Raw genomic sequence first — 23,908 nt, forward strand, 5'->3', positions numbered from 1 at the left:
ATAATACTGACATTGAATAAACCCAAAATAGGATAATCTTAGCTATATTGATAGATTTGTATAGCTGAATGCTCTTTTGTTAATTAATTTTAAGGGGTAATGCATCTGTTTTATGTTCCACAATAGATTATATATTTTCTTGTTTTTGATTTTACCGTGTCTAAGTTATGGGCAGGTCTTTTATCCAGAAATAGATAATTATGGTATAACGGAGTATCAGGCTGATAACCAAAATTGGGGTATCGATGTAAGTAACGATGGTGTAGTTTATGTTGCAAACAACAAAGGTTTGTTGGTATATAACGGTCAGTCGTGGGAATTATATCAGCTTCCTAATAAAACTGTTGTAAGATCGGTTTTTGTTTATGGAAACAAAATCTTTACTGGGTCTTATGAAGAATTTGGTTATTGGCAAAAAGATGCTTTAGGTACTTATAATTATACGTCCTTGTTGCACTTGTTTGATAAAGAACATGAGTTTAAAAGTGCGGAATTTTGGAAAATAACCAATTATAAAGAAGATATATTATTTAGATCCTTTGAGGGCTTTTATGTCTATTCAGGAAACAAGATAGATTATATTGAAAACAGTGGTTTTGTATATGATATAGCCACTCATGAAGATAAGATACTTTTGGCCAATAAAATTATGGGGCTTCAGGAGTTGAGAAATGAAAAACTACTTGCTTACAGTCCAACCGGTCAAGATGAAGGCCTTAGAGGAACTGGCAATATTGCAGCTTTTGAAGGGTTGCTGTTCTTTTACGATTCTAATAATGGTGCTTTTTTGTACAATTTAGAAAAACGTATTCCATTAACAGAAAAAATTAATGCTCAATTAAAAGAATTTGTAATCAATAAAATTGAATTTATAAATAGGGATACTATAGCGTTTGGTACCATAAAAAATGGAATACTTATTTATAATATAAATTCTGGGAATATTGAATATCTCAATAAAGAATCTGGGCTTCAAAATAATACTGTGTTAGGGTTAAAGTACCTAAATGGGAATTTGTGGGTTGCCCTGGACAATGGTATTAGTAAAATTGATTTAAAAACACCTTTTTTATATTATTCGGATGATTCAGGTACATTAGGTACTGTGCACGATATCGTTTATTTCAATTCTCAATATTATTTAGCCAGTAATACTGGGGTATATACTTTTTCTGAAAATGATGAAATACAATTTATAAGGAATTCTGAAGGTGTTGCATGGGATTTAGAGGTTGTTGGAGATGATTTAATTGTAGGCCATAATAAAGGTACTTTTCTGGTGAGAGAGGATCAAGCGATACCGATTAATTTTGAATCCGGAGGTGTCTATAGTAATACAGAATTGCCTAATCAAAAGAATAGTTTTTTGCAAGGGACTTATTTAGGGGTTAACCTACTTGTTAAAAAAGGGGATAATTGGTATTCTCAATTAGTAAAAAATATTTCTTTTCCGGTGAATAATGTGGTTTTTGAATCAAATGACATCATTTGGATTAGTCACCCAAATAAAGGCGTCTACAGGGTTAAATTGGACAAAGCGTATTCAAAGGCGTTAAGCATGACCGATTTTGACGATTATAAAGGATTCAGCAGGTTTAAATCTACAATCACGTCATTAGATGGAGCTAAGAACATTTTGTTCAATAATTCAGGAGAATGGTTCACTTACTATAAAGAGGAAGATAGTTTAGGACCTTACAAAAGGTTTCAAGAATTTAATAATAAAAGAATTATCGGTCAGAACGAATATGAGAATTGGTTTTTGGATGATAAGGTTTTAAGTTATCTGGATAAAGATTTTAAGGAAGTATTTATAGTAAACATTCCTGAGGTAAAAAGACGTTTGGTCTCTGGATTTGAAAAAGTCATAGTTAAAAATGACTCCATTAGAATAATGAATCTTAATGATGGTCTGGCAGTGTTTAATGTTAATGTGCTAAAGAATAGGGTGCAGAAAAGCTATGATATCCCGCCTGTTATTGCCAAGATATATTCCCTTGAGAATCATTTTCCCATTAATGATTCCATATTGAAAATTCCCTATAAGGATGGGAGGCGACTTACTTTAGAGGTTTCCAGTCCTAATTTGTACGGTAATAGGCATGCCTACAGACTTTCAGGTAAATATAACCAACAAGGAGTTATAGAAGGAGGAGATTTAATACTCCAGAATTTGTCTTATGGAGAGTATTCGCTTAGTTTGAAAAATGACAGATTTGATAGAAATTATATAAAAACAACCGAATTAAAGCTGATTATACTACCGCCTTGGTATTTATCTGGCTCGATGAAGTCAATCTACATGTTATTTTTTCTGGCTATAATTTATGTAATCTATAAATTGAATAAGATTAAAGTCCAAAAGGAGCATATGAAGCTCAAGCAAGAGTATGCAGAGGATGTTAAAGCCAAGATAAGGAAATTGGAAAAGGAGAATTATGAGAAGGAAATTAGAACAAAAAAGAGAGAGTTATTAAACTCTACATCTACGATTATACAAAAGAATGAAGCCTTGATGGTTTTGACAAATGAATTAAAAAGGCTTAAGGAAGTTTCGCCTAATAAAGCCAGGACAAATAAAGTGCTTGATTTAACAAATAGCTTTTTTAATAATAAAGATGATTGGAGGTTATTTGAAATAAATTTCAACGCCCTTAATGACAATTTTTTAAAACGGTTAGCAAAGGATTATCCCAAGTTGACCACCAAGGATTTGAGGCTCTGCGCTTACATAAAAACCGGTTTAACCACAAAACAGATTGCCCCTTTAATGGGTATTACTCTAAAAGGTACGGAGATTCAGAGGTACAGATTAAGAAAAAAAATGGATATAGAATCGGGAAAAAGTTTGTCAGAATTTCTTGTCTCTTACTAAAAACCTGCATTTAGATACTACTTCATACACACTACAAAGTGTTAAATTATTAAAAATAAAAATCATTTAAATATCTGTTTTACAGTAATTTAAAGTTCATTTTGTATTTTTAAGATATCACTACATATCTAATTGAATTAATTTTATCGAACCATTAATTCTAAACTAATTAAATATGAAAATTAAACTATTACTAATTCTATTTTGTTTGTTTGGGGTACATGATTTAGTAGCCCAACAGACAATAAACGGTACAATTACCTCTCCGGACAAAAGTCCGCTTCCTGGAGCCTCTATAGTTATTAAGGGGACAACAAAGGGAGTGCAATCAGATTTTGATGGAGGGTTTACATTGGAAGCATCGGTGGGAGATACATTGGTAATAAGCTATATTGGTTTTGAAACCAAAGAAATTATCGTGACCAATGATACTACCTATAAAATAGAGTTGCAGGAGAATTTGAGTCAGATTGATGAAGTTGTTGTTATTGGATATGGAAGCCAGAAAAAGAGTGACTTAACAGGTTCTGTTGGCTCTGTGAAGTCGGAAGATTTACTAAAGGTATCAAGTAGTTCAAATCCATTACAGGCACTGCAAGGTAGGCTTTCAGGGGTACAAGTATTGAGTGCTTCAGGTGCACCGGGGAGTGCACCAGTGGTTCGTGTTCGTGGTGTGACTACGGTTAACAATAACAATCCTACCTACGTTGTAGACGGTGTTATTTTACAGGAAGGAATTTCATTGGATTTTTTGAATGCTAATGATATCGAATCTATGGAAGTATTGAAGGATGCTTCAGCTACAGCTATATTCGGTTCTAGGGGTTCTAATGGTGTTATAATAGTTACTACAAAACAAGGAAAGGAAGGGAAGCCACGTTTCAATATTACGGTGGAGAGCAGTTTTGAATCCGTTGCCAATAAAATTGATTTAATGAATGGTCAAGAGTTTGGTGCCTTTGTAAACGAAATTAATCCAAGAACATATAATAATGTAGACGCACTTCCAAATGTAGATTGGCAGGACCTACTTTTCCAAGATCTCGCGCCAATACAAAATATTAATGCGTCTTTTAGCGGTGCTTCAAATGACATAAATTATTATGTTGGTGCGGGGTATTATTCGCAGGAAGGCATCGTGCCTGAGTCCGGAGTTGAAAGGGTTACAGCAAGATTAAATACCGTGTATAATCTAAATAAGAACTTAAAGATTGGACTAAACTTTTCCATAGCTGCTTCTGAGAATGAAACAGGGAATAATCCAGGAATAAGTGAAGGATTGGTGCAAGCAGTGTATAGGGCATGGCCGGTTAATGAGCCTTATAATCCAGACGGTTCTTTTGCTCCTAATTTAGGAAGTTCAAATGTATTTGCAACTTTGGCCAACAACAATAGGGAAGGAAAAGAATTAAGGTCTGTGGCCAATGTTTATATAGAATTGAAGTTCTTAAAGGATTTTACTTTAAAGACCAGTTTACAAAAGGATATCTTATTTGCTAAATTCAGAAGCTTTACGCCGGCATTTTCCATTTCAGACCAACAAGAGAATTTAAACAGTTTGTTGTCTGTAGGTAATTCGGAGAGAACACAAACTATTGTTGAAAACACGCTTGCATATAATAAAGAACTTGGAAAGCATAATGTTTCGGGGTTGTTGGGTTTCACTTCTCAGTTAACCGAATCTGAGTTTTGGTCAGGTTCAGCGCAGGATTTATTGTCTGATGATGAAAATTTATGGTATTTAAGTGCGGGTGACGTACTTCCTGAGTCCGTAAGTAGTGGAGGTGCACAAAACTCCCAGTTATCATTTTTCGCAAGAGCTAATTATTCCTTTGATTCGAAATATTTGTTGACAGCCACAATAAGAAGGGATGGGTCTTCAAAATTTCCGAACAATAAATGGGGAACATTTCCATCGGTAGCCGCAGGATGGAATATTGATAAGGAACCCTTTTTACAAAACGCAAACTTTATTTCAAGCTTAAAATTGAGAGGAAGTTGGGGAATTGTCGGTAATGATAAAGTCAATGATTTGGCGGCATACTCAACGATATCGAACGGTATAGGTGCTGTTTTTGGAACTTCGGAGACTTACCAAAATGGAGCTGCTTTCAGTAATGCCGGAAACCCTAACCTTAAATGGGAAGAAACAGAACAGTTAAATTTTGGTTTGGATTTCGGTTTTTTTAACGGGAAATTATCAGGACAAGTAGATTATTACGAAAAAACAACCGATGGGATTTTAGTGCCTCTAGCACCTCTTGGTACAGAGGGTATCGGATTTACAAATACAATTTTCTTTAATACGGCTTCAGTAGAAAATAAAGGTATTGAGTTAGGTGTAAATTGGAGAGAAACGAAAGGAGATTTTAATTATGAGATAGGTTTTAATGCTTCCAAAATAGATAACGAAGTTCTTGATTTAGGAGAAGGTATTGGAGCCAGTGATGAAATCATTGGCGGAAGATTGGTAGCTGGAGGGTATCAATTGTCAAGAACCAGGGTGGGCCAATCCATTGGTTTCTTATACGGATACAAAGTAGCTGGTGTTTTTCAGAATACAGCAGAATTATCACAATTTCCTAGACTCGCAGCTCAAGGCGTAGGAGACTTTATTTATGAAGACGTTAATGGCGATGTTATGCTAACTACAGCAGACCAAACAGAGATAGGCCAATCCATACCAGATTTTGTATATGGTTTTAATGGTTCAGTGGGTTATAAAAACGTCAGATTATCATTTGTTTTTGATGGTCAATATGGAAATGAGATTTTCAATGCAAAAAAACTGTTCAGATTTAATTTTGAAAACTTTGAATCCAGCTTTTTAAATCGTTGGACAGGAGAAGGTTCTACTAACGAACACCCAAGAGCATCTAGCTTAGGAGTTAATTATAATGCTTCTGATTATTTTGTGGAAGATGCTTCTTTCTTAAGATTGAGAACTTTAGAGTTGAGTTATTCATTGCCAGAGCTGCTATCGGATAAGCTAAAAATTGGTACGGCAAGAATATATGTTAGAGGGAATAATCTATTTACAATTACAGATTATTCGGGATACTCACCAGAGATTGGGGCGAATAACGCTGTAGATGGTGTGTTAGACCAAGGGATATACCCTGTTACGAAAGTATACACCGTTGGAGTAAATGTTACATTCTAAAATTTAAACTATGAAAAATATAAAATATATAATTACGGTAATACTATGTTTAACAACAATTTTATCATGTGAAAAAGATTTTTTGGATAGAGCACCACTTGGCTCGCTAACAGAAGGGACATTCCCGTCTTCCGAAGCTGATGCAATCGCAGCAGTAAATGGTGTATATCATATGCTCAGAATTTGGCAGATTAACGGTGGTTTCCCGTTTTTGGATATAGCGGCTGATGATATTTCCAAAGGTTCAAGACCAGGCGATACTCAAGTTTTGGATTTGTTCGATTCATATGACGCAGGAATACCTACAAACGATGGTTTGATTCTTGGTTGGTGGAGTTCGTTATATGAAGCTGTTAGACGAGCTAATTTTGTGATCAATGAGGTGCCTAATATCGCTATGGATGAAGATTTAAAATCCAGAATCATTGGAGAGGCTAGGTATTTAAGAGCTTATTATTATTCCAATCTAGTAAGAATCTGGGGAGATGTACCATTAAAATTAACTACAGAGGTGAGCGCAACGGCTTTACCCAGAACAGCTGCAGCTACTATTTGGGATGATGTTATTTTCCCTGATCTGGAATATGCCATAGCTAATCTCCCGGAAAAATCGGGATATGATAGTGTAGACATGGGAAGAGCCACTAAGGGAGCTGCAAGATCATTACATGCAAAATTATCTCTTTTTGTAGGGGATTTTGCAAATGCAGAAAAGTATGCATTGGAGGTAATCAATTCTGGGGAGTACGATTTAGAACCGGTATTTGGCAATATTTGGACACCAGAAAGCGAATTTGGAATAGAATCTATTTTTGAAGTAGGTGCATTAAATTCCGCAGCTTTTGGAGATTTAAGAAATGGAGAACCTGGTTATCAGTTGGCAACCACCGTAGGATCTCCGGGAAGAGGTTGGGGCTTTGGAAGACCTACATACAACTTTATACAAGATTGGTCTAATGATGATCCAAGAAAAGAGGCTTCAATACTTTATCCGGGAGAAGTTAAAGATGGATACGTTGTAGGTAACGAAGCCAACACACCCGATATAACTTACGATGCTTCAGGAACCACAATTATTGAAATTGAGACTTATATGGAAAAATATTGGGTAGCCGATATAGATGATAATGCTGTTTGGGCATACAATAGAAGAATTATTCGCTATGCAGACGTGCTATTGATGGCAGCTGAGGCTTTGAATGAAAATGGTAAATCGGCCCAGGCATTGCCTTATTTAGAAATGGTTAGGGCCAGAGCAAGGGGAGGTAATAATGCTGTATTACCAGAAATTACTACCACAGATCAAACAGAATTGCGTAATGCCATTTACGATGAAAGAAAATATGAATTAGCCCATGAAGGGATACGTTTCTGGGATTTGGTGAGAACGGGTAGAACAGCCACAGTGTTAGGGCCTTTAGGGTTTGTCCAAGGAGTGCACGAAGTATTTCCTATTCCAGATGCGGAAATTGAAGTTAGTGGGGGAGTGATAACCCAAAATAATGGCTACTAATTAGTTAACTAAAAAAAATACCAATGAAACCGACATGTTAAAAATAATCATTCCGCTGTGTGCTAATAATTATTTTTAACATCAAAGGTTACATGTGACCATTTAAAAACAATAAATATAAACACATGAAAACAATATTTAAAAACAACATAAAAAGTGTTTTTGCGCTTTTGATTACAAGTTTAACGCTTCTTAATTGTAGCGAAGATTCTAACTCGGTAGGTTTAATTATAACCAGTATAAGTGCAGAAGGAACAGATATCAATACAAATCAAGCCGTTACGCTCGACTTAAATGCAGCGACTGGAGCGGTAGAAGTTCCACTAAATGCTACAATAACGATAGAGCTATCCGATGCGGTAGACGTAAATTCTGTTTCCAGTACAAGTTTGAAATTATCTTTAAACGGCGTAGAGGTTGCAACAAATTTAATCGTTTCAGGTAATAGCATTGTAATGGATCCTGTTTCAGATTTAGATCAAGGTTTTATTTATGATATCAATTTTGAGAACGGCATAACCTCTTCTTCAGGCACGGCATTGACCTCAACGGCTAGATTTTTTAAGGCAATTGAAAAGGCATATGACCCCTTTCCACAATCTAATAATTTAGTAGCCTGGTGGCGCTTTGATAAGAAAGTAACCCCTAGTATAGGGAATTTTGTGACCGCATATGAACAAGTAGGCTATGATACGGATAGATTTGGCAATGCCAATGGCGCAGCAAGTTTCGGCGGAGCAACAGAAGCAGGTAACGGAGATGTCGTGGCTTTTGAAGCTAATGATGCCTTTATTTCACCAAGTATAACCATTGCTACTTGGTTTAAGATTGATCCCGCAGATTATGATGTGAGTCGATATGTTTTTGGGCTTGCAGCTGAACGAGGATATCATATGCATATTAATCCAAATATGGCCATAGATTATCGAACATCACACGTTGTTACCACTGATGATAATAATCATACATCTTGGTTTGCTATAACGGGTGAATTAGGTAGTGCAGGTTGGCCGGTACATGAGTTTATTCAGGATTATCAAGGTTCTATGCCAGATTTAATAGCAGATGGGGAATGGCATCAAATTGTGATGACATTTGACGCCAGTACTTCCCATCAAAGTTTTTATGTAGATGGTACCTTAATAATAAAAAGAAACCTTAGGTCTGATGTAAGTGGTTTTATAGATATTCAGTATCAAGATATAGGGGTTTGGGATGGTGACTCTCCTTCTGGTTTAGATGCAGGTTTAGCGTTTGGATTTGGTGGTTCACCAGCTAATAAAGCTACTGTTTGGATTGACTACGCAACCGCAACCAATACGTTCAAAGGTTTATTGGATGATTTCAGAATATGGAATGTGGCACTTTCACCCGAAGATGTTTTATTGGTTTATAACAATGAAAAACCCTAATACAAGAATAACTATAGGATTATAAAAAATTGAGTTAGTTTATTTAGTTTAAGTTGTTTTAGATATTATGTAGAAGGGGTAAAAGCTTTACCCCCTTTGCATAATGACTTCGAGTTAAATTTTTAATCATAATATTTTAAAAAATGAGAATTGGGAACATACCCGTAATGGTATTGTTTGGTGCACTTCTATTGACTTTTTTCAACTGTAGCAGTAACAATGAAACACCTGCGCCAGAGCCTGTTGTGGAAATTGTTGTTCAATCTATAAGGGTCGGTAATCAGAATCTTAGTTTAGATTCTTGGAATGACAATATTGCACTGGATCAGTCTTTAACAATTTCATTTTCTAGAGTGGTCAGTACTTCCAATATAGAGAGTCATATTACGCTTTTTGACAGTAATTCCAATACAGTTCCAGTAGATTACGCTTTTCTAAACAATAACAAATCGGTAGTGCTTTCCCCGATGGCCATCTTGAGTGAAAACGCTACCTATAAAATTTCAATATCCAGTACTTTGTTAGGTGCGGAAGGAGAGACTTTTAGTGGGCTTGAAACCCTGTTCCAAACCTTATTGGAGCCTTTAGAAATTGAATTATTTACTATAGATGATGTTTCGGTACTTGAAAACCCTGGGAATATTCAAGAAATAGGCTTTCAACCAAATATCAAGTTGTCATTTTCTCATGACATGGATATTTCAGATATAGAGAATTATATGACTTTATCAGAAAAGAATGGAAGCTCTATTGAAATTGAAGTGCTATATAATGAGAGTAATAAAGTCTATCAGGTCAAACCGTCTCAGGATTTAAATTACTTAACAGGCTATGTTGTGAATATTTCAAGTCAGTTGAAATCGATTAACGGCAATGATTTCGAAGGGAATGAAACGCTTTTTTATACCAAGGTGGATGAGGCTTTTAAATTTCCAGAAATTTCAGATGAGGCACTGCTTACCCTGGTACAAAGTCAAACCTTTAAATATTTTTGGGACTTTGCCCACCCGAATAGTGGCATGATTAGGGAAAGGAGCAATAATTTTCATGATAATGTTATAACTACTGGGGCAACAGGTTTTGGTTTAATGGCAATTATTGTTGGCATTGAAAGAGGATTTATTACCAAGGCTGAAGGTATTGAACGTATAAAGAAGATTATAGATTACCTTAAAGATGAGGTACCTAGGTTTCATGGTATGTGGCCACATTGGATTACAGGAGATACGGCAGAAGTCATTCCCTTTGCCGGTAACGAAAAAGATAATGGAGGGGATATTTCAGAAAGCACTTATTTGATTGTGGGGTTGCTAACCATACGTGAGTATTTAAAAAGAGACAATGAAACGGAGCATGCGGCAGCCATAAGTCAAATCAATACGTTTTGGAATGAGATGGAATGGGACTGGTATACCAAGAATGGTGCAGAAGATGTGCTGTATTGGCATTGGTCACCTGACTACGGCTGGGATATCAATTTACAATTAACTGGGTATAACGAAACGCTTATTACCTATATCATGGCGGCGTCTTCTCCAACTCATTCAATCGCCAAAGAGGTGTATGAAAAAGGGTTTGCACAAAGCGGGAATATGATTAGTAATGAAGCATACTATGGTTATACACTTCCGTTAAAAAATATAGCCGGTAATCATGGAGGGCCATTATTTTTTAGTCATTATTCCTATTTAGGTTTAGATCCTCGGAATTTACAAGATCAATATGCTAACTATTGGGATCAAGGCATGATCCACACATCTATTAATAGAGCATACTGCATTGATAACCCGAAAGGGTTTATTGGTTACAATAAAGACTTTTGGGGACTAACAGCGAGCGATAACCATTTAGGTTATTCCGCGCATGCACCTGATAACGACTTAGGGGTTATTACACCTACGGCTGCCATATCATCTATGCCATATACTCCTGAATATTCTATGGACGCCCTCAAGTATTTCTACTATGTTTTAGGAGATCGTTTGTGGAGTGATTACGGTTTCTATGACGCCATAAATCCAACTGAGAATTGGGTGTCCGATGGCCACTTAGGTATAGATCAAGGCCCAATAATTATAATGATAGAAAATCATAGAACAGGATTATTATGGGACTTGTTTATGTCCTGCCCTGAAGTAAGTAATGGATTAGATAAACTAGGGTTTACCTATTAACAGAACAAAAATACAAATGAGATTTTCGTATATAAAAATATTAGTCTTTCTATTTTTTGCATCTCAAGCAAACGCTCAAGAAAGCAAGGCATTTGGAATTCAGATTAATTTAAATCAGGTGACTGGCTATGATTCAATTGATGACATCAGTATTATGCCTAAAATAGAGTTGTTTAATGTTAAGACTTTCGATTTAGATGCATTAAAAAACAACATTTTTTTAACCAAAACGCACTTGGGAAATTACTTGCAATCCATAGCACTTGAAATCTCATTAGATAAGAAAGAAGGGTTAGTATTTTTAAAGCCTTCATTTGAACTGCAAGAATTGGCAACTTACAAATTGTATGTTTCTGGTAAGCTTACCAAAAATGGTTTTCCTTTTGAGATTAAACTTTGTACGCAGGCGGGTGATGGAAATAAGTTTCCAATCATTTCAGATGAGGCATTATTAACAAAAATTCAAAAACAAACCTTTAAATATTTCTGGGATTATGGGCATCCGGTTAGCGGTATGGCACGTGAGCGAAACAATAATTACAACAGGGATGGAGAAATAGTTACCTCTGGAGGTACTGGGTTTGGTCTAATGGCCATTATTGTTGCCATAGAAAGAGGGTTTATTACCAGAGAAGAGGGGATAGAGAGAATTCAAAAAATAGTCGATTTTTTAGATAAAAAAGTCCCAAAATTTCATGGGGCGTGGCCCCATTGGATGAACGGGACTACCGGAGAAGTAATCTCATTTTGGGGTAAAGAGGATAATGGGGCAGACCTTTCGGAATCATCTTATATGGCAGTAGGACTGCTGACAGTTCGACAATATTTAAACCAGAACGACAAGAAAGAAAAGGAGTTGTACACCAAAATAAACAGAATGTGGGAAGCTGTTGAGTGGAATTTTTTTACGAAATCAGGAAAGGAAAATGTCATTTATTGGCATTGGTCGCCGCAATATGAATATAAAATTAACCTTCCTATTTCGGGTTATCATGAATCTATGATAACTTATATCCTAGCAGCTTCATGTCCTTTCTATAGTATAGATCCAATTGTATATCATGAAGGTTGGGCTAGACAAGGAGCACATAAAAGTGGTGAGGAGTATTATGGTTATACATTACCATTGTCGCACACCAAAGGGAGTTATGGGGGACCATTGTTTATGAGCCAGTATAGCTTTTTGGGAATTAATCCAAAAGGATTAAAAGACAAGTACGCCGATTACTGGGAACAAGGAAAAACACATGCGCTAATAAATAGGGCTTATTGTATAGACAACCCGAAAAATTATACAGGATATGGTCAGAATTTTTGGGGATTGACTTCAAGTGACAGTCATATTAATGGAGGAAAAGGTTATGGCAATCATGCCCCTAATGCAGATACTGGTGTTATTACCCCTACAGCTGCTATTTCGTCCATAATTTATACTCCTGACTATTCCATGGATGCCATCCGGTTCTTTTATTACAAATTAGGAAATCGCCTGTGGGGTGAATACGGCTTTTTCGATGCTATTAATCCAACTGAAAATTGGGTGGCCGATGGGTATTTGGCAATCGATCAAGGCCCTATTATAATTATGATAGAGAATTACAGGACAGGATTGCTATGGGACTTGTTTATGTCAAACCCTGAAATAAATGATGGTTTGAAGCGACTTGGATTTTATTACGATTAATTAACATATTATAAATTTTGATGAGATTGATACATATTAAAAAAATGATAGTTCTTGCATGTATAGCAATAATTGTCACGGGCTGTTTTTCAAAAAATGTTGAGAATGGAAAAAATGATTCCTGTAGAAACTCTATTTGCAACCCCCTGAACCTAAGTTATCGCTTTATGCCAGATGGTGCCTCACGCCGTGAAGCGGCCGATCCTAGTGTGGTAACCTTTCAGGATGAATATTACCTGTTCGCTTCTAAGTCTGGAGGTTACTGGTACTCATCAGATTTGGTGGATTGGGAATTTGTAGAGACCGATCAAATTCCAACTGAGCAATATGCTCCTACTGTTATTACAATGCGAGATACGATTTTCTTTTTGGCCTCTTCACGAGACAGACTAGAAAATGCTATATATAAATCTGGGAATCCTAAATCAGGACAGTGGACCCAGGTTAGAAACGCCATGCCATTTGATGTTTGGGATCCGGCATTTTTTCAAGATGACGATGAAAGATTATATATGTATTGGGGATGTTCCAATAGGGACCCCATTAGAGGCATCGAATTAGATCCAATCACTTTTGATCCAATAAGTGATTCCATTGATTGTATTGCTCAGAATTTTAAAGTACATGGCTGGGAACGCCCTGGGGATTATAATGAAATCGATAGGGCACCTTGGATAGAAGGCCCCTGGATGACCAAGCACGAAGGCAAATATTATTTGCAGTATGCCGGCCCTGGTACTGAGTTTAAAAGTTATGCAGATGGTGTTTATGAGGGAGGCTCGCCCTTGGGGCCGTTTACCTATGCAAAAAACAACCCGTTTTCATATAAACCTGAAGGGTTTATAAATGGGGCGGGGCATGGAAGTACGTTTAAGGACAGGTATGGCAACTATTGGCATATGGGTACTATGACCGTTTATGTAAAAGATTGGTTTGAAAGAAGATTGGGGCTATTCCCAACATATTTTGACGGCGAAGGTAACCTAGTTACCGATACCGGATTTGGTGACACGCCTTTTTATATTCCAAATAAAAAAGTTTCTGATGTAAAAGAATTGAATACAAATTGGATGCTCCTATCTTATAACAAAGAAGTGTCAGCATCTTCACAAATAGATTCGTTGCCAGTTAAAAATGCAGTAGATGAAAATGTCAGAACGTATTGGAGTGCCGTTTCGGGTGACAAAGGCGAATGGTATAGTATTGATTTGTTAGAAGAATGTGACATATCGGCTATTCAGGTTAATTTTTATGACCACGGCACCCAATTGTTTAAACGTGATGAAAATATTTATTATCAGTACGTTTTGGAGTACTCGAAAAATGGGGCAAATTGGGTGTCACTTATAAATAAAGAAAACCATATGCTAGATACGCCCCATGATTATATTCAACTCGAAAACCCAGTAAAGGCAAGATATATTAGGCTGACCAGCTATTATGTGCCCGATGGCAATTTTGCATTATCCGATTTAAGAGTTTTTGGAAAAGGAATGGGGCCGTTGCCCAACATGCCCAAGAATATTGAAGCTATAAGGAATCAAAATGATAGGAGAGAAGTATTGTTGACATGGGATGAGTCCAAGAATGCCGATGGTTATATCATTCAATATGGTATTTCCAAAGATAAACTTTACCATTCGTATAAGGTATATGGTAAAAATACGGTTACAATACGATCATTAAATGCCAATCAGGATTATTGCTTCAGGTTGGATGCCTTTAATGAAAATGGTCTTGTGAAAAACAGAACGGTAGTATTTAATTAAGTTTTGATAAGATGAAATACGCTATTTTCAACTTACAGCTATTAATAAGTTTACATTTTACTGTTTACAGTAATGCCAGTATTTGGACGCCATCTATTATCTCGGATAATATGGTGCTTCAAAAAAATGATACCGTGAAAATTTGGGGTTGGTCGACGGTACCAGACGAGACAATTACCATAAATTGCTCATGGCTGGAAACTCCTATTTCAACAAAGGTGCATCAAGGCAATTGGAAAATTTTGGTTACTACTACCAATTCGAAAAAGAAACAAACAATTACCGTAAGTGGACACGAACAATTGGTAATTGAGAATATTCTTTTCGGCGAGGTGTGGTTGGCATCCGGTCAATCCAATATGGAATGGAACGGTAATTTGGGATATGATGATTCTGAAGAAGAAAGAAAAACAGCCAATTATCCGGAAATACGTTTTTTCAAGATTAAAAATCAACAATCAAAGTACCCCTTGAACGACGTAAAAGGAGAATGGGTAGTATGTTCTCCGAAAACGGTGAATGATTTTAGTGCCGTTGGATACCTTTTTGGCAAAGAAATTCATAAAAAGCTCAAAGGGCCAGTAGGCTTAATTCAAGCCGCCTGGGGAGGTACGCCAATAGAACCTTGGATAGAAGCATCATTAACATTAAATAATGAGTATTTATTGGCAGAATCTAAAAAGTTGCCTGAAGAAGTATATGCTCCTGAAAAACCCGGTGTGCTATTTAATTCCATGATTTTTCCACTTAAGGGTTTTAGGTTTAGAGGGATTATCTGGTATCAAGGGGAATCTAATGTTCTAAATGCCGAGTCTTATTACAAATCCTTTCCGCTTTTAATAAAATCTTGGAGGCAACATTTTGGAGGAGACCTACCTTTTTATTTCGTTCAAATCGCACCATTTACGTATTGGGATCCGAAGCAGCGATCTGAAATTATTAGAGATGCTCAATTATTCGCAATGAAGAATATTCCTAATACAGGCATGGTGGTAACCAACGATATTGGTGATTTAAAGGATATCCATCCAAGAAACAAAAAAGAAGTAGCCAGAAGACTTTCATTATGGGCAATCTCCAAAACTTACGGATTTAAAGATGTTGTGCCTTCAGGGCCTGTATATCATTCAGCAAATGTAACGGGAAATAAGATTATAGTACAGTTCAAATTTGCAGAAGAAGGATTAATAGCAAAAGGTGAAAAGCTCATGGGTTTTGAGATTGCAGGAGCAGATAAAAAATATTATCCAGCAAGGGCAAAAATTAAAAAAAATGAAATATTACTGTGTAGTCCTAAAGTAAGAGCCCCACAGTTTATAAGGTATGCATATTCTAATATAGCCGAAGCTAGTTTATTTAATACATATGGGCTGCCAGCATCTGCGTTTAAAACGGAATAATTAAATGCAAAAGTTAAGATAGTAAATTTAGAAGTAGCACTTTCAAAAATCATCTTTAATTCCAAATCCAATTAATGAAAATACCTAATAAAACTAATAAAAGATACCTTTTAAAACTAACATTAGTGGCCACCTTAGGAGGGCTGTTATTTGGATATGACACAGCGGTCATTTCTGGAACAGTAAGCTCCTTGGAGCAATTTTTCATTATACCATTTGGTCTGGATGAGCTATCGGCAAATTCAAGGTTGGGACTGGTGGTTTCAAGTGCCTTGATAGGATGTGTCATTGGAGGTCTTTCGGGTGGTATAATTAGTAAAAAGTTTGGAAGAAAAAAAGGGCTCGTTTTGGCGGCGTTTTTGTTTTTGTTGTCAGCCCTGGGGTCGGCAATGCCTGAAATGTTTATAAAGGAGATAGGACAGGCCGACCATAGCTATATCTATATTTTTATAGTATATAGAATAATAGGAGGTATAGGCGTAGGCCTGGCTTCCATGCTTTCGCCACTTTATATTGCTGAAATAGCACCAGCCAAAAGTAGAGGTATGTTGGTGTCTATGAATCAATTCGCCATTATATTCGGAATGCTTGTTGTTTATTTCGTAAACTACTTTATAGCCAAACAAGGCAATGATACTTGGCTGAATACTATCGGTTGGCGTTGGATGTTTGCCTCAGAAACCATTCCGGCAGGATTATTTTTGATCATGCTGTTCTTTGTTCCCGACACACCAAGGTCATTGATGCTTAGGTCTCAACCAGAAAAGGCTTTAAGGGTCTTAAACAAAGTAAATGGGCTTGTTGAAGCTAAAAAGATATTAATAGATATTCAAAACACAATGGAAAAACGTTCTGGGAAATTATTTTCCCATGGTGTTACAGTCATTGTTATTGGCATACTTTTATCCATGTTTCAACAGTTCGTTGGAATCAATGTAGTGCTATACTACGCTCCGGAAATATTTAAAAGCATGGGGTCTGGAACCGATACGGCATTATTACAAACCATTATTGTCGGGTCTATAAATCTATTGTTTACCATACTGGCCATTACTACAGTGGATAAATTTGGGAGGAAACCATTGATGATTGTAGGTGCTCTTGGTATGGCTGTAGCTATGTTTGCGTTGGGAGGTGCATTTTTCAGTCAATCCATAGGTACATTTGCTTTGATATGTATGTTGGTTTATGTGGCCAGTTTCGCTTTGAGTTGGGGCCCTGTGGTTTGGGTATTGCTATCTGAAATATTTCCTAATAAGATTAGGGGTAAGGCCATGGCAGTAGCTGTTGCCGTGCAATGGATATCAAACTATTTAATATCCTGGACTTTCCCAATGATGGATAAAAACACATACCTACTAGAGAAGTTTAATCATGGTTTTGCCTATTGGGTTTATGGGGTCATGGCGGTAATAGCAACTATTATAGTTTGGAAATATGTACCAGAGACCAAAGGAAAAACTTTGGAAGAAATGGAGGGACTTTGGGATAACAAATAGAATAAGATGTTTTTATAATGAATTCATTACCTAAAAAAATAATCTTTATAGCCTCTGTAGTATCCATTGGTGGTTTCCTTTTCGGATTTGATGCCTCGGTAATTTCAGGTGTAATAAAGTTCATAAAACCTGAATTCAATCTGACTGACTTGCAACTGGGTTGGGTTGTAAGTTCACCATCTTTTTCAGCAATGTTCGCTATGTTGGTTTCAGGTAGATTGAGCGATTATCTGGGGAGAAAAAAGGTGTTGTTAATAGTTGCGGTTCTTTACTCCCTGTCAGCACTGTTATCCGCTCTGGCATCCAGTTATGAAATTTTAGTCTTGGCAAGAATGGTTGGTGGAGCTGCTTTTGGAGCTGCTTTGATTTTAGCTCCCGTATATATAGCCGAGGTTTCTCCCGCAGAAAGCCGTGGCAAATTGGTCACCATTCAGAACTTGAATATTGTTATAGGCTTTTCGGCTGCTTATTTTTGTAATTACTTTTTTTTGCAACAAATAGAAGCGTCAAATTTTATTAATGAAGAAACAGCATGGCGATGGATGTTGGGAATTGAATTAGTACCGGCAGTCATATATTTCTTCTTATTGCTTTTAGTACCAAAAAGCCCCCGTTGGTTATTGTTAAAAAATGAAGAAACTCAGGCCAGGGATATATTAAGGCGTATTTATGGAGACATGAGAGCGTTTGAAGAAGTGGTATTAATCAAAGAAAGTCTAAAAGATAATAAGGAAGCAAAAAGGGTAAATTTAAAAAGCTTGTTCAATCCTGGGTTAGCATTTGTACTAACATTAGGATTTGTCATTGGCATTTTACAGCAAATTACCGGTGTAAATGTGGTATATTTTTATGCCACTACTATTTTTGAACAATCTGGAATAGGCTCTAATGCGGCCTTTGCTCAGGCAATTTGGGTAGGTATTATAAATATAGTATTTACGGTCATTGCCATGTATTTAATTGATAGGCTAGGACGACGGCCATTAATGCTTATTGGTGTCGCAGGGGTAGCCGTAAGCATGTGCATTTCTGCCTATGGTTTTGGTAAAGCTACTTTTGAATTGGACCAAGATAGGATTTCTATGTTGGCGCCTGAGATTGAATTATACAAATTGTCAAATATCATTGATAACAAGTATGATAATGATGTTGATTTTAAAAACGATTTAAAACTGGCACTTGGTGAGCAAATGTATGCTAAACACGAAGGAGATATTTTGAAAGCAGCAATTCACATGAATCCGATTTTAGTACTAATTGGAATATTAGGGTTTGTGGCGAGCTTCGCTATTTCTTTAGGGCCCGTTATGTGGGTGTTGTTAGCTGAATTGTTTCCCAATTGGATTCGAGGTTTGGCTATTTCAGTGGTGGCTTTCGTAAATTCCTTGGTAAGTTGGTTTGTACAATTCATCTTTCCTTATGAATTGGCTAAAATAGGTAGTGCATTAACCTTTTTCATTTTTGGCATATTGGCTGTAATTGGCTTTTTAATATTGCTCAAGATTATGCCCGAAACAAAAGGTAAGTCCCTGGAGGAGATAGAAAACGAATTTGTGAAAAGCTAATGGAATATATTCAGAATCCAATATTAAAAGGGTTTAACCCAGACCCCTCAATCTGTAGGGTTGGGGATGATTATTATATTGCCACCTCTACTTTTGAATGGTTTCCTGGTGTACAGATCCATCATTCAAAAGATTTAAAGCATTGGCAAGTTATTGCGCGACCTTTAAACAGGTTAGATCAATTGGATTTAAAAGGTGTTCCGGATTCTTGCGGTGTTTGGGCACCTTGCCTAAGTTATGATAATGGAACTTTTTATTTAGTGTATTCCAACGTAAAATCTTTTGACGGCGGATGGATGGATACCCCTAATTACGTCATAACAACCGAAGATATTAAAGGGGAATGGTCTAAACCGGTGTATTTGAATTCCAATGGTTTCGACGGCTCGTTCTTTCATGAAAAAGGAAGAACATATTATTTAAGCATGCGCGCCGATTATAGAAAAACACCTCCTTTTAATGGCATTTTGTTACAAGAATACGATAAAATAAATAAGAGGCTCGTTGATAATGAAGTACTGCTTACAAAAGGAACTTATTTAGGCTCGACTGAAGGTCCCCATATATACAAACATAAGGAATATTATTATTTAGTCGTTGCGGAAGGAGGAACGGAGTACAATCATGCAGTGTCTGTTTTTAGGGCAAAGACTGTCAACGGCCCTTATAAGGAGCATCCAGACAACCCTGTACTGACATCTAAAGATTACCCGGAAAATAATCTTCAAAAGGCAGGGCATGCCTCATTTGTTAAAACCCAGAATGAAGATTGGTACATGGTTTTTTTGGTGGGAAGGCCACTTAGTAAAAGAGGAAGATGTACCTTGGGAAGAGAAACTGCCATAGAAGAATTAGTTTGGAAGGATGGTTGGCCGTATTTAAAGAATGGTGGCAAACAACCAAGAACTAATATCCCAATGTCTAGACTCCCAGAGTATAAATTTGAGTATTTGTTGGAAAAAGACGATTTTGATTCTCAAGTTTTAAACCCTTGTTTTCAATCGTTGCGCATTCCAGTGGACCAGAATTGGTTATCCCTAACTGAAAGGCCGGGGTATTTAAGGCTTAAAGGCAAAGAATCTTTGGCATCTACCCATTCCCAGTCCCTTATTGCCAGGCGTATTCAGCATTTTAAAGCTGAGGTAACAACGTGTGTGGAATTTGAACCTAAAGTTTTTAAACAATTGGCTGGTTTGGTGTTTTATTACAATACTGGGCACTTTCACTATTTGGCTATTACAAGAAATGATACGGATAAAACTTTGTCGGTAATTTCAAGTGATAATTTTAAGGTATCTGTGCAGGAAGAAGAAGTTGTCATTTCCGGAAAGGAAAGGATATTTTTAAAAGGAATCATTTCAAGTGAAGATTTGCAGTTTTATTACAGTATTGATGAAGTTGCTTTTCATCCAATTGGTGACACATTAGATATGAGTATCCTATCGGACGATTACATTCAAAACGGGAATGATAAATATAGACCGGCTTTCACTGGCGCCTTTGTTGGATTGTGTTGCCAAGACTTGAAGGGTAATTCACTGCACGCCGATTTTGATTGGTTTGAGTATAAGGAAATTAAGAAGTAAAAGTTAGTTGCGTTTGACTTTTCGAAATATACAGTTTCTTTTATAGCAATTATGTATAGTTTAAAGTGGAGAAATCTTTCGCTTTTTATATAGTTAATCCTACCGTGGTCACTGAAATACTTTCAGTTAATAGTTATCAGTATCTCTAATATTAAAGAACCTTCTCGTTGTAAAATTAAACTTATTCATATTTCTTCAAGCAAATGAAGTCTTCCAGGAAGGATATTCCTAAATCTTTTTGAAAATTAAGGGGTGTTTTTCTTAGGTTTCGGTAAGGCATTCATTATATCAACTTCCAGATTCACAAGTACGCAAATAATATTGTATATCCGGGTTAAACGGTTCATGAGGATAATATAGTCTTATTTTTGAGTAAAAAAGCACTGTTAAAATTAAGATAACTCCGCTAATTTTACGAATCTAAAAATTGATAATATGAATATTCAATGGAAGGGTGTAATGCCTGCAATAACAACACAGTTCACAGAGAATGATGAACTGGATTTAGAATTGTTTAAGGTTAATGTTCAAGCTCAATTAGATGCGGGTATACATGGACTTGTTTTAGGAGGTACTTTAGGGGAAGCAAGTACTTTGTCCATAGATGAATTACGTTTATTAACCAGAGTAACTGTTGAGTTTGTAGATGGTAAGGTTCCCGTTGTCATGAACATAGCGGCACAAACAACAAAAGAAGCAATAGAATTGGCTAGAATAGCAGAGGAAGACGGTGCTTCAGGAATAATGATTTTACCTCCTATGCGCTATAGTGCCACTGATGAGGAAATGGTAACATATTTTAAAGCGGTAGCTAAAAGTACAACTCTGCCCATAATGATTTATAACAACCCTATTGACTATAAGTTATTCGTTACTTTAGATATGTTCGAAGCGCTTATCGATACTTGTTCAAACATACAGGCTGTAAAAGAATCAACAAGAGATACAACTAATGTGATTCGAATTAAAAATAGATTTGGTGATAGGTTAGCGGTATTATGCGGAGTCGATACATTGGCTTTTGAAAGTCTATGCCTGGGAGCAGATGGCTGGGTGGCAGGGTTAGTTGATGCATTTCCTGCTGAAACAGTTGCAATTTATGAGCTTACAAAAGTGGGAAGATATCAGGAGGCTTTAAATATTTACAGATGGTTTATGCCATTGTTAGAATTAGATATACACCCTAAATTGGTACAGTATATAAAAATGGCATCTGTATATACAAAGATAGGATCAGAGTATGTTAGAGCTCCAAGGTTGGTATTAGAAGGTGAGGAACGTGCAAGAATTATTAGTATCATTGAGGAAGGTCTAAAAACAAGACCGACATTACCCGAGTATAAAAACCTTAGTGCCTTAGTTTAAAATGTTTTTGTATTGTTCAAATAGGCACTGTAGATACCGGAGTGGTATTTATATGTAAGTAACACTAACTTAGCATAAGAAATTTAGAAAGTAAGTCAAATAAAAACTTAAAGCCTGATATTTAAGATGAATTATCGTTATTTCAAGAGCATCATAATTATCTGTTTGTTATATGGTTGTGATAAAGAAAAAGAAACCAACTCCGCTTCAAATGCTTTACAAAATATCATTGATAGCTACCAAAGCCACAAAGGGTATGATGAAGAACAGTTTCCGTTAGGGCTATATACTAAAGCTTATTATAAAGCTGAAGCAGAGTTTGCAGAGATAAAGTTAAAAGATCTATCAAAAATAGACACTTCTGGTTTAAGTGAAACCGAACGTATTTCGGTAGAACTTTTAGAGTTTATTCTTCAAGATAAAATTGACTTTTACAAATTTGAATGTTACTTAAATCCGTTGCTTTCAGATGCCGGTTTTCATATCAATTTGACTTATAATGTTAAACCCTTAATGAATTATGATCAGGTAAAAACATACTTAAATAAGTTAAATGCTATTCCGGGGTTTGTAGATCAACATGTTATTAATTTACGGGAAGGTTTGGAAAAAGGCATATCACAATCCAGGGTAGTCTTTAATGGTTATGAATCTACCTATGAGGACCACATTGTTGAAGATTATAAAGACAGTTATTATTATTCACCATTTAAAAACTTACCTGAAGCTTTAACCGAGACCCAAAAAGACTCGGTGTTAATGATAGCTAAAAAAACGATTGAAAATGTGGTAATACCTCAATTCAAAAGAATAAAAGACTTTTTTGAAACGGAGTATCTTCCAAAAACCAGGACCAGTTTAGGGGCATTAAATTTACCTAATGGTAAAACTTTTTATCAAAATAGAATCAATTATTATACAACAAGTACTAAATATACTGCTGATGATATTCATCATATTGGTTTAAAAGAAGTAGCTCGGATAAAAGCAGAAATGCAAAAAATCATTAAATCCTTAAAGTTTGAAGGAAGCTTTGCAGACTTTTTACAGTTTTTAAGAACCGATGAACAGTTTTATGCCAAAAGTCCAAATGAGTTATTGATGATTGCCCGGGATATGGCAAAGCGTGCCGATGAGCAATTACCAAAATTTTTTAAAACTTTACCAAGGAAACCTTATGGTGTAGCTCCCGTACCTGATGCTATTGCACCTAAGTATACCGGTGGCCGTTATGTGGGCACTTCAAAAAACAGTACCGAGCCGGGCTACTATTGGGTTAATACTTACGATTTGCCTAGCAGAAAGTTGTATACTTTACCGGCGTTAACTGTTCATGAAGCAGTCCCCGGTCACCATTTACAGGGTAGTTTGAATAATGAGTTGGGGGATAGCATTCCAAAATTCAGAAAAAAATTGTATCTATCGGCTTACGGTGAAGGTTGGGGGCTATATTCTGAGTTTTTAGCTGACGAAATGGGCATGTACACTACGCCATACGAACAATTCGGAAAGCTCACTTACGAAATGTGGCGTGCTTGCCGTTTGGTGGTCGATACTGGTATTCATGCCAAAGGGTGGACAAGGGAACAGGTAGTGGAATATATGGCCTCAAATACGGCGTTGTCAATTTTGGAGATAAACACCGAAACAGACCGTTATATTGCATGGCCAGGCCAAGCTTTGTCTTACAAAATGGGCGAATTAAAAATTAGAGAGCTTCGTAAAAAAGCCGAACAGGAATTAGGACAGAAATTTGATATTCGCCAGTTTCATGAAATTATTTTGGAACATGGTACCGTTACCCTGCCAATTTTAGAAAAAAGAATCAATAAATATATACGGCGAGCAAAGAATGAGTGAAAATACTTTTGTTTGTATTGATGACCAAAAGAATCTTTATGCT

The 23,908-nt window shown here is 36.3% G+C and carries 13 protein-coding genes; all 13 read left to right on the forward strand.

What is annotated here, in order from left to right:
• The first annotated feature begins 145 nt into the window (after positions 1-145).
• Positions 146-2,875, forward strand: a complete 2,730-nt coding sequence (locus Q0983_RS18265) for a hypothetical protein (RefSeq protein WP_299556322.1) — start codon at positions 146-148, stop codon at positions 2,873-2,875.
• Between the two features lie 175 nt (positions 2,876-3,050).
• Positions 3,051-6,038, forward strand: a complete 2,988-nt coding sequence (locus Q0983_RS18270; RefSeq protein ID WP_299556323.1) for a TonB-dependent receptor — start codon at positions 3,051-3,053, stop codon at positions 6,036-6,038.
• Between the two features lie 10 nt (positions 6,039-6,048).
• Positions 6,049-7,551, forward strand: coding sequence for a RagB/SusD family nutrient uptake outer membrane protein (locus Q0983_RS18275; protein WP_299556324.1), 1,503 nt, complete (start codon positions 6,049-6,051; stop codon positions 7,549-7,551).
• A 125-nt stretch (positions 7,552-7,676) separates the two neighbouring features.
• Positions 7,677-8,963, forward strand: a complete 1,287-nt coding sequence (locus Q0983_RS18280; protein WP_299556325.1) for a LamG-like jellyroll fold domain-containing protein — start codon at positions 7,677-7,679, stop codon at positions 8,961-8,963.
• A gap of 143 nt (positions 8,964-9,106) precedes the next feature.
• Complete coding sequence (locus Q0983_RS18285) at positions 9,107-11,137, forward strand: glucoamylase family protein (protein ID WP_299556326.1); 2,031 nt, start codon at positions 9,107-9,109, stop codon at positions 11,135-11,137.
• 16 nt (positions 11,138-11,153) lie between these two features.
• Positions 11,154-12,821, forward strand: a complete 1,668-nt coding sequence (locus Q0983_RS18290) for a glucoamylase family protein (RefSeq protein ID WP_299556327.1) — start codon at positions 11,154-11,156, stop codon at positions 12,819-12,821.
• 44 nt (positions 12,822-12,865) lie between these two features.
• Positions 12,866-14,590, forward strand: coding sequence for a family 43 glycosylhydrolase (locus Q0983_RS18295; RefSeq protein WP_299556328.1), 1,725 nt, complete (start codon positions 12,866-12,868; stop codon positions 14,588-14,590).
• Positions 14,591-14,601: 11 nt separating this feature from the next.
• The gene (locus tag Q0983_RS18300; RefSeq protein WP_299556329.1) at positions 14,602-15,990 is read left to right on the forward strand and encodes a sialate O-acetylesterase; all 1,389 of its coding nucleotides are present in this window, start codon (positions 14,602-14,604) and stop codon (positions 15,988-15,990) included.
• Positions 15,991-16,064: 74 nt separating this feature from the next.
• Positions 16,065-17,489 carry a D-xylose transporter XylE gene (gene xylE / locus Q0983_RS18305; RefSeq protein WP_299556330.1) on the forward strand — a complete coding sequence of 475 codons (1,425 nt, stop codon included), beginning with the start codon at positions 16,065-16,067 and terminating at the stop codon, positions 17,487-17,489.
• Positions 17,490-17,506: 17 nt separating this feature from the next.
• Entirely contained in the window at positions 17,507-19,054 is a 1,548-nt protein-coding gene (locus tag Q0983_RS18310; RefSeq protein ID WP_299556331.1) for a sugar porter family MFS transporter, read from the forward strand.
• Complete coding sequence (locus Q0983_RS18315; RefSeq protein ID WP_299556332.1) at positions 19,054-20,640, forward strand: glycoside hydrolase family 43 protein; 1,587 nt, start codon at positions 19,054-19,056, stop codon at positions 20,638-20,640. Before Q0983_RS18310 ends, Q0983_RS18315 begins: the two co-directional genes overlap by 1 nt.
• A gap of 435 nt (positions 20,641-21,075) precedes the next feature.
• On the forward strand, positions 21,076-22,005 hold the full coding sequence (locus Q0983_RS18320) for a dihydrodipicolinate synthase family protein (RefSeq protein ID WP_299556333.1): 930 nt from the start codon (positions 21,076-21,078) through the stop codon (positions 22,003-22,005).
• Positions 22,006-22,131: 126 nt separating this feature from the next.
• A complete protein-coding gene (locus Q0983_RS18325) occupies positions 22,132-23,865 on the forward strand; it encodes a DUF885 family protein (RefSeq protein WP_299556334.1) in 1,734 nt (577 codons plus the stop codon).
• Positions 23,866-23,908 lie beyond the last annotated feature (43 nt).

The sequence above is a fragment of the Seonamhaeicola sp. genome, from assembly GCF_028281565.1.
GTDB lineage: Bacteria > Bacteroidota > Bacteroidia > Flavobacteriales > Flavobacteriaceae > Seonamhaeicola.